General features: G+C 66.5%; 15 protein-coding genes. All 15 read left to right on the forward strand.

Translation table 11 applies throughout. The features are described from left to right. Window positions 1-218 precede the first annotated feature (218 nt). The 15 genes from G0A00_RS00260 to hypD all read left to right on the forward strand — a co-directional run bounded on the left by G0A00_RS00260 (window position 219) and on the right by hypD (window position 12,411). Complete coding sequence (locus G0A00_RS00260; protein ID WP_066101279.1) at window positions 219-1,313, forward strand: hydrogenase small subunit; 1,095 nt, start codon at window positions 219-221, stop codon at window positions 1,311-1,313. Window positions 1,314-1,316: 3 nt separating this feature from the next. Continuing rightward, the gene (locus G0A00_RS00265; protein ID WP_164178930.1) at window positions 1,317-3,110 is read left to right on the forward strand and encodes a nickel-dependent hydrogenase large subunit; all 1,794 of its coding nucleotides are present in this window, start codon (window positions 1,317-1,319) and stop codon (window positions 3,108-3,110) included. A gap of 14 nt (window positions 3,111-3,124) precedes the next feature. Continuing rightward, window positions 3,125-3,307, forward strand: coding sequence for a hypothetical protein (locus G0A00_RS00270; RefSeq protein ID WP_164178931.1), 183 nt, complete (start codon window positions 3,125-3,127; stop codon window positions 3,305-3,307). A 4-nt stretch (window positions 3,308-3,311) separates the two neighbouring features. Next, window positions 3,312-4,088 (forward strand): Ni/Fe-hydrogenase, b-type cytochrome subunit, encoded by a 777-nt coding sequence (cybH, locus tag G0A00_RS00275; protein WP_066101269.1) that lies wholly within the window; start codon window positions 3,312-3,314, stop codon window positions 4,086-4,088. 279 nt (window positions 4,089-4,367) lie between these two features. Beyond that, complete coding sequence (locus G0A00_RS00280) at window positions 4,368-4,982, forward strand: HyaD/HybD family hydrogenase maturation endopeptidase (protein ID WP_164178932.1); 615 nt, start codon at window positions 4,368-4,370, stop codon at window positions 4,980-4,982. Further along, entirely contained in the window at window positions 4,982-5,302 is a 321-nt protein-coding gene (locus G0A00_RS00285) for a HypC/HybG/HupF family hydrogenase formation chaperone (RefSeq protein ID WP_164178933.1), read from the forward strand. The genes G0A00_RS00280 and G0A00_RS00285 overlap by 1 nt, the downstream gene beginning before the upstream one ends. A 25-nt stretch (window positions 5,303-5,327) precedes the next feature. Next, entirely contained in the window at window positions 5,328-5,738 is a 411-nt protein-coding gene (locus tag G0A00_RS00290) for a hydrogenase accessory protein (RefSeq protein ID WP_066101262.1), read from the forward strand. A 17-nt stretch (window positions 5,739-5,755) separates the two neighbouring features. Further along, window positions 5,756-6,577: a hydrogenase expression/formation protein gene (locus tag G0A00_RS00295; RefSeq protein WP_164178934.1), complete on the forward strand. Its 822-nt coding sequence runs from the start codon at window positions 5,756-5,758 to the stop codon at window positions 6,575-6,577. After that, entirely contained in the window at window positions 6,574-7,404 is an 831-nt protein-coding gene (gene hybE / locus G0A00_RS00300) for a [NiFe]-hydrogenase assembly chaperone HybE (protein WP_164178935.1), read from the forward strand. The genes G0A00_RS00295 and hybE overlap by 4 nt, the downstream gene beginning before the upstream one ends. After that, window positions 7,404-8,288 carry a hydrogenase expression/formation protein HupK gene (locus tag G0A00_RS00305; RefSeq protein ID WP_164178936.1) on the forward strand — a complete coding sequence of 295 codons (885 nt, stop codon included), beginning with the start codon at window positions 7,404-7,406 and terminating at the stop codon, window positions 8,286-8,288. The genes hybE and G0A00_RS00305 overlap by 1 nt, the downstream gene beginning before the upstream one ends. Next, complete coding sequence (gene hypA, locus G0A00_RS00310; RefSeq protein WP_164178937.1) at window positions 8,281-8,622, forward strand: hydrogenase maturation nickel metallochaperone HypA; 342 nt, start codon at window positions 8,281-8,283, stop codon at window positions 8,620-8,622. Before G0A00_RS00305 ends, hypA begins: the two co-directional genes overlap by 8 nt. After that, window positions 8,622-9,500, forward strand: coding sequence for a hydrogenase nickel incorporation protein HypB (gene hypB, locus G0A00_RS00315; RefSeq protein ID WP_164178938.1), 879 nt, complete (start codon window positions 8,622-8,624; stop codon window positions 9,498-9,500). Before hypA ends, hypB begins: the two co-directional genes overlap by 1 nt. Continuing rightward, the gene (locus G0A00_RS00320; RefSeq protein ID WP_164178939.1) at window positions 9,500-10,975 is read left to right on the forward strand and encodes a sigma-54 dependent transcriptional regulator; all 1,476 of its coding nucleotides are present in this window, start codon (window positions 9,500-9,502) and stop codon (window positions 10,973-10,975) included. Before hypB ends, G0A00_RS00320 begins: the two co-directional genes overlap by 1 nt. Window positions 10,976-10,978: 3 nt before the next feature. Beyond that, complete coding sequence (locus G0A00_RS00325; protein WP_164178940.1) at window positions 10,979-11,275, forward strand: HypC/HybG/HupF family hydrogenase formation chaperone; 297 nt, start codon at window positions 10,979-10,981, stop codon at window positions 11,273-11,275. After that, window positions 11,272-12,411 (forward strand): hydrogenase formation protein HypD, encoded by a 1,140-nt coding sequence (hypD, locus tag G0A00_RS00330; protein WP_164178941.1) that lies wholly within the window; start codon window positions 11,272-11,274, stop codon window positions 12,409-12,411. The genes G0A00_RS00325 and hypD overlap by 4 nt, the downstream gene beginning before the upstream one ends. The last annotated feature ends 22 nt before the right edge of the window (window positions 12,412-12,433 follow it).

A 12,433-nucleotide genomic window follows, 5' to 3' on the forward strand; every position in this document is an offset into this window, starting at 1 on the left:
CGTGCTGCGGCTGCAGAAACCCTGCAGAAGTGCAACGTAAATATCTGAAAATCATAACTATTTAAAACCTTCCTCTGCGTCCGCGCATTCCCTTCGCACACACCGGCATACCGTGGTTTCTGGAGGGACCACGCGCCTTTGCACTTGGCGCGCCAGAGTCTCACCGGGTGGGCTGCCCGGAGCATGAGGCCAGACCTGAAGGCGAGGGAGGGACCAGCTTGAGCCAGATAGAAACCTTCTACGACGTGATGCGGCGGCAGGGGATCACCCGGCGCAGCTTCATGAAATATTGCTCGCTGACGGCGGCGGCGCTGGGGCTGGGACCGGCCTTTGTGCCGAAGATCGCCCACGCCATGGAGACCAAGCCGCGCACCCCGGTGATCTGGGTGCACGGACTGGAATGCACCTGCTGCTCGGAGAGCTTCATCCGCAGCGCGCATCCGCTCGCCAAGGACGTGGTGCTGTCGATGATCAGCCTCGATTACGACGACACGCTGATGGCGGCGGCGGGGCATCAGGCCGAGGCGGCGCTGGCCGACACCATCGAGAAATACAAGGGCAACTACATCCTCGCGGTCGAAGGCAACCCGCCGCTGAACGAGGACGGCATGTTCTGCATCGTCGGGGGACGTCCCTTCGTCGAGCAGCTGCGCGAGGCTGCCGAGCACGCCAAGGCGATCATCAGCTGGGGGGCCTGCGCCTCCTATGGCTGCGTGCAGGCGGCGAAACCCAACCCGACCCGCGCGACGCCGGTGCACAAGGTGATCACCGACAAGCCGATCATCAAAGTGCCGGGCTGCCCGCCCATCGCCGAGGTGATGACCGGGGTGATCACCTATATGCTGACCTTCGATCGGCTGCCCGAGCTTGACCGTCAGGGGCGGCCCGCGATGTTCTACAGCCAGCGCATCCACGACAAATGCTATCGCCGTCCGCATTTCGACGCCGGGCAGTTCGTCGAGCATTGGGACGATGAGAACGCGCGCAAGGGCTATTGCCTCTACAAGATGGGCTGCAAAGGGCCGACCACCTACAACGCCTGTTCGACGGTGCGCTGGAACGAGGGTGTCTCGTTCCCGATCCAGTCGGGCCATGGCTGCATCGGCTGCTCGGAAGATGGCTTCTGGGATCAGGGCAGTTTCTACAACCGCGTCACCGATCTTACGCAGTTCGGGATCGAGGCCAATGCCGACAAGGTGGGCCTTACGGCGGCGGGCGTGGTGGGCGGCGGCATCGCGCTGCACGCCGCCGTCTCGGCGCTGAAATCTGCACAGAAGAAGACGCAGTCCAAAGCGTCCCACGAGGAGGTCTGATCCATGGTCGTGCAAACCCCCAACGGCTTTACGCTCGACAATTCCGGCCAGCGCATCGTGGTCGATCCGGTCACTCGGATCGAGGGTCACATGCGCTGCGAGGTGAACGTCGACGAGAACAACATGATCACCAACGCGGTCTCTACCGGCACCATGTGGCGCGGGCTGGAAGTGATCCTCAAGGGCCGCGACCCGCGCGACGCCTGGGCCTTCACCGAGCGCATCTGCGGCGTCTGCACCGGCACCCATGCGCTGACCTCGGTGCGGGCGGTCGAGGATGCGCTGGGGATCACCATCCCTGACAACGCCAACTCGATCCGCAACATGATGCAGCTGGCGCTCGAGATTCATGACCACGTCGTGCATTTCTATCACCTGCATGCGCTCGACTGGGTCAACCCGATCAATGCGCTGAAGGCCGACCCCAAGGCGACCTCCGAGTTGCAGCAGACCGTCGGGCCGAACCACCCGCTGTCGAGCCCGGGCTATTTCCGCGATGTGCAGAACCGGCTGAAGAAATTCGTCGAGAGCGGCCAGCTGGGGCTCTTCAAGAACGGCTATTGGGACAATCCCGCCTATCTTCTGCCGCCCGAGGCGGATCTGATGGCGACGACCCACTACCTCGAGGCGCTCGATCTCCAGAAGGAGATCGTCAAGGTGCACACGATCTTTGGTGGCAAGAACCCGCACCCGAACTGGCTTGTGGGCGGCGTGCCGTGCCCGATCAACATGGATGGTGTGGGCTCGGTTGGGGCGATCAACATGGAGCGGCTGAATATGGTCAGCTCCATCATCGACCAGACGCAGGAGTTCAACCGCAACGTCTATATCCCCGATGTGAAGGCGATCGGCGGCTTCTACCGCAACTGGCTGTACGGCGGCGGGCTGTCCTCGAAGGCGTGTCTGGCTTATGGCGACATCCCCGAGCATCCCAACGACTTCTCGCCCGAACAGCTGCATCTGCCGCGCGGCGCGATCATCAATGGCAATATGGACGAGGTGCTGGACGTCGATCCGCGCGATCCCGAGCAGGTGCAGGAGTTCGTCGATCACTCGTGGTACACCTACGGCGAGGCGGGCAAGGGGCTGCACCCGTGGGATGGCGTCACCGAGCCGAAATACGAGTTGGGGCCGAACGCCAAGGGCACCAAGACCCGCATCGAAGAGCTTGATGAGGCGGCGAAATACTCGTGGATCAAGGCCCCGCGCTGGCGCGGTCATGCCATGGAGGTGGGGCCGCTGGCGCGTTACATCGTCGGCTACGCCAAGGGCCATGAGGACATCCGCGATCAGGTCGACCGGCTGCTGTCGGATATGGACCTCCCCAAGGAAGCGCTGTTCTCGACGCTGGGCCGCACCGCGGCGCGGGCGCTGGAATCCGAATATTGCGGCCGTCTGCAACGGCACTTCTTCGACAAGATGATCGCCAATATCCGCAACGGCGACGAGAGCACGGCGAACATCGAGAAATGGGATCCGTCGACATGGCCGAAAGAGGCCAAGGGTGTGGGCATGACCGAGGCGCCGCGCGGCGCGCTGGGGCATTGGATCAAGATCAAGGACGGGCGGATCGAGAACTATCAATGCGTCGTGCCGACCACGTGGAACGGCTCGCCGCGCGACACCGCGGGCAATATCGGCGCTTTCGAGGCGTCGCTGATGAACACCAAGGTCGAGCGTCCCGAGGAGCCGGTGGAGATCCTGCGCACGCTGCACAGCTTCGATCCCTGCCTTGCCTGTTCCACCCATGTCATGTCCCCCGACGGCGCCGAACTGGCGCAGGTCAAGGTTCGCTGAGAGGAGAAGCGATCATGAAAAAGGCAATCCTGATCTGGGCCGCCTCCGCCTCTGTGGCGGTGGCCCATCCCGGTCACGACGCGGCGCTGCCCGCGGATGGCGCGGCGCATTGGCTGCTCTCGCCGCTGCATGGGCTGGGGGTTCTGGCGCTGGCGGGCGTGCTGGTCTGGCGGCTTTACGCCGCGCGCCGGGAGTGAGCCCATGCCGGAGGACACGCTTCATACGCAAGGAGGGCAGGGCCAGACCCTGTCCACCCGCCCGCTGACCGGCGATGCGCGGGCCTCGGACATCGAAACCGTCCGCCGCCGTACCTCGGTCTTTGTCTACGAATGGCCGGTGCGGCTCTGGCATTGGATCAACGCGGCGCTGATCATGGTGCTGATCGGCACCGGCTGGTTCATCGCTTCGCCGCTGCCGACGATGAATTTCGCCGAGGCCACGCATCAGTTCGTCATGGGCTACATCCGCTTTGGCCATTTCGCCGCCGGGCAGATGCTGACCGTGGCCTTCCTTGGCCGGGTCTATTGGGCCTTTGTTGGCAACCATCATGCCAAGCAGCTGTTCTATGTGCCGGTGTGGAAGAAAAGCTGGTGGAAAGAAGTTGTCCACGAGCTGCGCTGGTACGCCTTCCTTGAGGACGTGCCGAAGAAATACGTGGGCCACAACCCGCTGGCGCAGGTGGCGATGTTCTTTTTCATGACGGTGGGCATCACCTTCATGCTGCTGACCGGCTGGGCGCTTTACGCCGAGGGCGCGGGGCAGGGATCGCTGCCCGATCTGGTCATGGGCTGGCTCATCGCGCTGGTGGGGAATACGCAAATTCTGCATTCCCTTCATCACCTTGGCATGTGGTTCATCGTGATCTTCATGATGATCCACATCTACGCCGCGATCCGCGAGGACATCATGTCGCGGCAGTCGATGGTCTCGACGATGATCTCGGGCCACCGCACCTTCAAGGACGATCTTCCGGACTGACTCCCCTCCCAAGACGGAAGACGTGGAAGCGGGCCCTTCGGGGTCCGTTTCTTTGTGTGGAAAGTAATGTTCCAATTTTGAGTATTTGTGGAAAGATGAATTCCGGTTAGCGTAGGTCAGTTCGGGGCGATTTTTAGGTTTTTGTTAAACATATCATGCAGATGCGGATTTTATCCGGGTGGGTGGAAATTCGCTGCCGTGGCGGAACGAAGACCTTAATTTCGGACGGGCCAGCAGCTGAAAACACGGTTTTCGGCGCGCAAGCGGAGGGAGGGACATATGGCGCAAAAGGCGCTCATTCTCGGCATCGGTAACGTGCTCTGGGCGGACGAGGGCTTTGGTGTGCGCTGCGTCGAACATGTGGCCGCGACGCTGGCCTATGGGCCGGAGGTGACGGTTCTCGATGGCGGCACGCAGGGGCTCTATCTGCTGCCTTTCCTCGAAGAGGCGGACGTTATGGTCGTCTTTGACGCGGTGGATTACGGGCTGGAGCCCGGCACCATGAAGATCGTCGAGGGCGAGGACGTGCCCGCCTTCATGGGCGCCAAGAAGATGAGCCTGCACCAGACCGGTTTTCAGGACGTGATCGCCACCGCGCAACTCATGGGCTATTGCCCCGGCGAGCTTGTGCTGATCGGCTGCCAGCCGGTCGAGCTTGAGGATTACGGCGGATCGCTGCGGCCCGAGGTGACGGCGCGCATCCCCGAGACGGTGGCCATCGCCCGCGACTGGCTGGCGGCGCGCGGCTTTGTGGCCGCCGAAGGCAGCACCGAGACGCCAGACCTCGCCGATGCCTCGCTGCGCATGGACGCCTATGAGGCGGGCCGCCCGACCGAGGATGAGGCCTGCCGCAGCGGCGACGCGCGCTTCTTTCCGCAAAGCGGACGCGGCTGATGTGCGTCGGCATCCCCATGCAGATCCTTTCGGTCGAGGGCATCGCCGCCCGCGCCACGGGCGCCGAGGGCGAGGCGCTGATCGACCTGTCGCTCACCGGCCCGCTGACCCCCGGCACATGGGTGCTGACCCATCTTGGGTGCGCCCGCGAGGTGATCTCGCCCGAAGAGGCGGCACTGATCGCCGAGGCGCTGGCGGGGCTGCGCAGCCTCATGGCGGGGGGCAGCGCCGAGGGGGCCTTTGCCGATCTGGAAAACCGCAGCCCGGCGCTGCCACCGCATCTGGAAGCGGCCCGCGCGGCCGGTTTGAGCAAGGCTTGAGGCCGCAATACGAGGAGTGACTGACATGGGCCATCCGCTGATCGACCGGCTGAGCACCGAGATGAACATGCCGCTGCTGGAGAGCATGGAGGCGCTGCGTGCCTTCACCGCGCGCGACGGGGCGCATGTGCTCTTTGTGCCCGGTGATCCCAAGCGCAACCTTGAAAGCGCCGATGTCGCGGTGATCCTGCCCGAGCTGCGCATGACCTTCCAAGGCGCCTTCGACTGCGCCGTGGTGGGCGATGCGATCGAGGCCGAGCTGCGCGAGAGCGCCGGGGTGCTGAAGACGCCGTCGCTGATCTTCTACCGCGGCGGCACCTGTGTCGGCGGCATCCCCAAGGTGCGCGACTGGGACGACTACATGGCCCGCATTCCGCATCTTCTGGCGATCACGCCCGAGCTTCCTCCGGCTTCCGAAGCCACCTCCGCGGCCTGAGCCGAAAGGACATCCCCATGGTCAGCAATTTTCACCTTCCGCCCGTCGGCTACGGCCCCGGCTCGCAGCCCGAGGATGAGGCCGAGCTGCAGTATATGTCGCTGCCGCAGGACATGCGCACCTTCACCGCCCATGTGCCGGATGTGGAGGCCAGCGCCGCGCTGGCCCCCGCGATGGGGCTGCTGGCGGCGCTGGCGGAGGCCGCCGAGCGTGTCGCTGCGGGCGGCGCGCCCGAGCGCTTCGATCTGAGCCCGCTGGACGCGGCGAACCGCAGGCTCGTCGCCGACACCATGCTGGAAGGCGAAGTGGCGATGAAGATCCGCGGCATCCCGGCGATCCGCGTGCAGGAGAGCGTTTTTGCGGGTGTCTGGATGCTGAGCGGGGCGGGGCTCGACGCGATCGAGATCGGCGCGGTGCCGGGCGCGGCGCGCAGCCGGGCGTTCGAGCCGTCGCGGCGGGGCAGCGCTGAAAAGGCCGGTGCGGGGGTGGTCAACGCCCCGGCGCTGCTGGCCGAACTTTTGGACAAGAGCGCCGCCTACGCGGGCGCGACCCATGTGGTGAACATGACGCTGCTGCCGCACACAGAGGGTGATCTGGCATGGCTCGATGCGCGGCTCGGCGAGGGCTCTGTCGACATTCTGTCGCGCGGCTATGGCAACTGCCGGGTCACCGCCACCGCCACGCCCCACGTCTGGCGCGTGCGGTTCTACAATTCGATGGATCAGCAGATCCTCGACACCTTCGAGGTGACCGCCATGCCCGAGGTGGCGCTGGCGGCGCCCGAGGATCTGACGGACAGCGCAGAGCGTCTGCGCGAAGTACTGGAGGCGATCCGATGAGCTTTGAAGGGTCCTATCTGGGTGCCAATGACCGGATCAGCGCGCAGGCGGTGATGGAGTGCAAGATCTGCTGGACGCCCTATGATCCGGCCGAGGGCGACGATTTCCGGCAGGTCGAGCCGGGCACCGCCTTTGCCGATCTGCCCGAGGATTGGTCCTGCCCGAATTGCTCGGCCCCCAAGGAGCAATTCATGGTGCTGGAAGATCCGGGCGCGGCGGACCTGCTCGAAGCGGCGCGCATCAAGGCGGTGACGGACCGGCTCGAGGCCGATTTCGCCGAGGTGTATCACGCCAAGATGCGCGACGTGCCGATCGTCAACAAGGCGCTGCGGGTCGAGGCGGTGGGCTTTCAGCGCCACGGCGACTGCCTGCTCGGGGTGCTGGTCTCGCCGTGGTTCATGAACCTCGTGCTGCTGCCCGATGAGGGCGCGGAGTGGCCCGAGCTTCGCGCGGGCGACAAGGAGGTGATCGGCTTTCCCTCGGGCGAGTATGAATTCCTGCACAACAGCCGCGAGATGACCGGCCCCTACAAGGCCTGCTCGCTGTTCTCGCCGATGGGGGAGTTCACCCGCCAGAAGGACGCCACCGATGTGGCGCGTGCGGTGATGGCCGCGCTTTTCGACGAGGCCAACCGTGCCGAGACCGACCGCGCCGCCGAGATCCGGGCGCAGCGCGAGGCGGATCTGGCCGAGATGGCCGCTGAAGAGGCGGCGATGGATGCGGGCGAGGTGCCGGACCTGCGCGGTGCTCCTTCGCGGCGCGCGGTGCTGACCGCGGGGCTCTCGGACAGCGGGGCCGCTGAGCAGCCGTCGGTGGAGCAGGGCTGATGCTTGACGACGCCGCCTCTCCGCGCCTTGTGGCGCAGGCTGCGCCGGGGCTGCCGGTCGCCCGGCTGGTCGCCGGTCGGTCGGTGGAGGAGGTGCTGGCGCTGATGCCACGGCTCTTCAACCTGTGCCGCGCGGCGCAGGGGGCGGCTCTGGCGGCGGCGCTGGGGCGGGAGGTGGAGAGCGGCGGCATCGCGGCGGAGGTGCTGCGCGATCACTTGCTCAAGCTGCACGTCAGCTGGCCGGGGCAGTTCGGCCTTGCGCCGCTGCCGCTGCCCGAGGGCTGGCAGCAGGGCGGGCGGGCGCTGCTTGCGGCGCTCTTCGGCCCCGCCGGACGCGCCCCCGAGCGGCTGGCCGAGCTTGATGCCTTCATCGTCTCGGATCGTCCTGCGGCGCGGGCGCTGCAGCGCATCGGGACATGCTTTGCGCCCGGAGAGGCGGTGGCCGAAGGTCTGGCGGTGGTGGACGCGGCCAGCGTCTGGCGCGACGCGCCGGTCGAAAACTCGGTCGCGGCGCGGCACATGCATCACCCGGCGCTGGCGGCGCTGGCCGCGCGCGAGGGGCGGGGGCCGCTCTGGCGCGCCTGTGCGCGGCTCTATGATCTCGAGGCGGCGGCGCTGGGAAGGCTGCCCGCCGTGCTGCAGGGCGCGGGCTGGGCGATGGTCCCGGCGGCGCGCGGCGCTTATGCGGTGCGCGTGACGGTCGCGGCGGGTCAGGTGACCGCACTGGAGCGCCGCACGCCCACCGATGCGCTGCTGGCGCAGGGCGGCGTTCTGGCGCGCAGCCTCGCCACGCTGCCGCCGGAAAGATCGGGTCTGGGGCCGCTCTTGCTGGACATTCTCGATCCCTGTTGCCCTCTTCGGCTGAAAGAGGTGCAGCATGCATGAGATGTCGCTTTGCGAGGGGATCCGGCAGGTGGTCGATCGGGCCGCCGCCGATCCCGCTATCGCCAAGGTGACCCGCGTGCGGCTGGAGATCGGCCGCTTCGCCGGGGTGGAAAAACATGCGCTGACCTTCGCTTGGGAGGTCGTCATGCGCGGCTCCAAGGCCGAGGGCGCGGCGCTGGAGATGATCGACCTGCCGGGCCGCGCGCTCTGCTACGACTGCATGGCGCAGGTCGAGATCGACAACCGGCTCGATCCCTGCCCGAACTGCGGCGGGGGCAAGCTGATGCCCGACGGGGGCGATGAAATGCGGATCAAGGACATGGAGGTGATCTGATGTGCACGGTATGCGGCTGCGGCGATGCAAGGCTCGAGGGGCATTCCCACAGGGAGCACGGGCATCACCACCATCATCACCATGGTCACAGTCATGATCATGGCCACCACCACACGCATTCCCATCCCCATTCCCACGGCGACATTCACTTCGGGCAGGGTCCGGCGGGTGTCGAGGTGCCGGGCATGTCGCAGGAGCGGCTGGTCGAGATCGAGACCGGCATCCTTGCGCAGAACGACCGCTACGCCATGGCCAACCGGGCGCGGCTGGCCGAGCTTGATGCCTTCGCGGTGAACCTCGTGTCCTCGCCCGGCTCGGGCAAGACCACGCTGCTGTGCGCCGCGATCCGCGCGCTTGGGCAGGCGCCCGTGGCGGTGATCGAGGGCGACCAGCAGACATCGAATGACGCCGACCGCATCCGCGCCACAGGCGCGCCCGCGGTGCAGGTCAACACCGGCAAAGGCTGCCATCTGGACGGCCATATGGTCGGCCACGCCATGGAGCATCTGGACCTGAAGCCGGGAACCACGCTCTTTATCGAGAACGTCGGCAACCTCGTCTGCCCGGCTGCTTTCGATCTGGGGGAGGATGCCAAGATCGCCATCCTCTCGGTCACCGAGGGCGAGGACAAGCCGCTGAAATACCCCGATATGTTCACCGCCGCGCGGCTGGCGCTGCTCAACAAGGTGGACCTTGCGCCGCATTGCGATGTGGACCTCGACCTTTACGAGGCGAACCTGAAGCGGGTGAACCCGACGATCGAGGTGATCCGCGTCTCGGCGCGTACTGGCGAGGGGCTGGAGCAGGTTCTCGGCTGGCTGCGCAGCGAGGCGCAGGAAAAACTGCGGGCCAAGGCACAGGTCAAGGCGGCAGAGTGATGGCGGGCCCGGCGCTTCCCACCGTTCTGGTCGTCGACGACGAGCCGCATTCGGTCGCCGCCATGCGCATGGCGCTGGAGGATGACTTCTCGGTGCTCGAGGCGGGCAGCGCCGAAGAGGCGTGGCGGCTGATGGAAGAGCATTGGGTGCAGGTGGTGATCTCGGACCAGCGCATGCCCGGCAAGACCGGCATCGAGCTGCTGACCGAGATCCGCGACCGCTGGCCCGAGACCGTGCGCATTATCGTCACCGGCTATACCGAGACCGGCGACATGATCGACGCGATCAACGAGGCGGGGATCTATCAGTTCATCACCAAGCCGTGGCATCCCGATCAACTGCTGATGTCGGTGCGCAACGCGGCGCGGCTGTTCGAACTGGCGCGCGACCACGAGCGGATCTCGCTCGAGATGCGCTATCTGGGCAATACCGCCACCGCCAAGCTCGAGGAACGGCGGCGGCAGGCGCAGGCGGGGCTTGGCTTCGACAAGGTGCTGCGCGGGGCGAACTCGCCGCTCAATGCCACCATCGCGCATGCGCGGCAGGTGGCCAGCTTCGACGTGCCGGTGCTGATCACCGGCGAGCCGGGCACCGGCAAGACCGACCTTGCCCGCGCCATGCATTACGGCTCGCTGCGCGCCGACCGGCCGTTCTTTGAACTCAACTGCACGGGCCTCTCGGATGAGGCGCTGGCGGCAGAGCTTTTTGGGGTGAAGCGCGGCGCCATGGCGGGGCAGGTGCAGGCGCGTGCGGGGCTTTTGCAAAAGGCCGACCGGGGCACGATCTTTCTCAATGGCGTCGACGGGCTGTCGGACGTCATGCAAATGGCGCTGCTGCGGATCGTGCGCGAGGGCGCCTTTCAGCCGGTGGGCGGCCATGAGACGCTGACCACGCGGGTGCGGCTGATCGCGGGCAGCCATGCCGACCTGCGCCCGGCGGTCGAGGCCGGACGGTTCCGCGGTGATCTCTTTTACGAACTGGCGGTCACCGAACTGGCGATGCCGCCGCTGCGGGCGCGCGGCGAGGATGTGGAGCTGCTGGCCGAGCGTTTCTTGCATGACGCCGCCAGCGCCCACGGCAAGCCGGTGCGCGGGCTCAGCCGCGCGGCGCTGGAATTCCTCATGGCCTACGACTGGCCCGGCAACCTGCCGGAGCTGCGCAACGAGATGCTGCGCATGCTGATCCTCGCGCAGGATATGACGCTGGGGCCGGAACTGATCTCGCGCGCGATCCTGCAGGCGGGCTCGCAGCGCGACGGCGAGCGGATCTCGGGGCAGGATCTGTGCCAGCTCGAGGGCACGTTGAAGGACCGGGTGGAACTGATGGAAATGCGCATCCTTGGCGAGACGCTGACCCGTCTCAAGTGGAACAAGTCGCGGGCGGCGGCGGAGCTTGGGCTCAGCCGCGTCGGCCTGCGCGCCAAGCTCGACCGCTACGGCATCGAGCCGCATGCCGCCGTGGCAGAGGAGGACTGAACCATGTGTCTGGGCATTCCGGGACAGATCGTCTCGATCACCGATGCGGGCCGCCAGATGGGCATGGCCGAGGTTTCGGGCGTGCGCCGCGAGGTCTCGCTCGCGCCCGTCGCCGACCGTCCGCTCGAAGCGCTGGTGGGCGAATGGGTGCTGATCCACGTCGGTTTCGCCATGGCGGTGATCGACGAGCATGAAGCGCAGGAGACGCTGATCGCCTTGCGCGAACTGGGCGAGGCGCAGGAGGCGCTGGAGCAGATGGCCGAGGGCGACAGGGCCCTCGCGGGGGAGGGCACGGCATGAGATACGTTCAGGAGTTTCGCGATCCCAAGGCCGCGCAGGGCGTGCTGCGGGCCATCGAAGCGGTCTGCACCGAGATCGGCTGCACCGCCGACGACCCGCTGCGCATCATGGAGATCTGCGGCGGCCACACCCATGCGATCTTTCGCTACGGGCTCGACAAGCTGGTGCCCGCGGGCATCGAGTTCATCCACGGCCCCGGCTGCCCGGTCTGCGTTCTGCCCATGGCGCGCGTCGACGATTGCGTCGAGATCGCCGAACAGCCCGGCGTGATCTTCTGCACCTTCGGCGATGCGATGCGGGTGCCCGGCACGCGCAAGTCGCTGCTGCAGGCCAAGGCCGACGGTGCCGACATCCGTATGGTCTATTCTCCGCTCGACGCGCTGGAACTGGCGCGGCGCAACCCGGACCGCGAGGTGGTCTTCTTCGGCCTCGGTTTTGAGACCACCACCCCCTCGACCGCGCTCACCCTGCAACAGGCGAAGCGCGAGGAGATCGGCAATTTCTCGGTCTTCTGCAACCACATCACCGTGCCGCCGCCGATCCGCGCGCTGCTGGAAGACCCGCATATGATCCTCGACGGGTTTGTCGGGCCGGGGCATGTGAGCATGGTCACCGGCATCCACTGCTATGATTTCGTCGCCGAAGAGTTCGGCAAGCCCATCGTCGTTGCGGGGTTCGAGCCGCTCGATCTGCTGCAGTCGGTGCTGATGGTGCTGCGGCAGATCGCCGAGGGTCGCGCCGAGGTCGAGAACCAATACGCCCGCGTCGTGCCCGAGCATGGCAACCCGGTGAGCCTTGCGGCCATCGCCGATGTCTACGAGCCGCGCCCCAGCTTCGAATGGCGCGGGCTCGGCGAGATTGACGCCTCTGGCCTGCGCATCCGCGACGGCTATCGCGCGTGGGACACCGAGGCCAAATTCGGCATCGGCTACGGCGCGCGCCCCAAGGTGGCAGAGCCCGAGGGCTGCGCTTGCGGTGCGGTGATGACCGGGCGGATGAAGCCCGTCGCCTGTCCGCAGTTCGGCAGAGGCTGCACCCCCGACACGCCGCTTGGGGCGCTGATGGTCTCGTCCGAGGGCGCCTGCGCGGCCTATTGGACCTATGGCGGCGCGCGTGCCGTCGCGGCGGCGGAATAAGGGCGGCACCGCCCGACCATGA

The organism is Salipiger sp. PrR002 (genome assembly GCF_010500775.1).
Lineage (GTDB): Bacteria > Pseudomonadota > Alphaproteobacteria > Rhodobacterales > Rhodobacteraceae > Salipiger.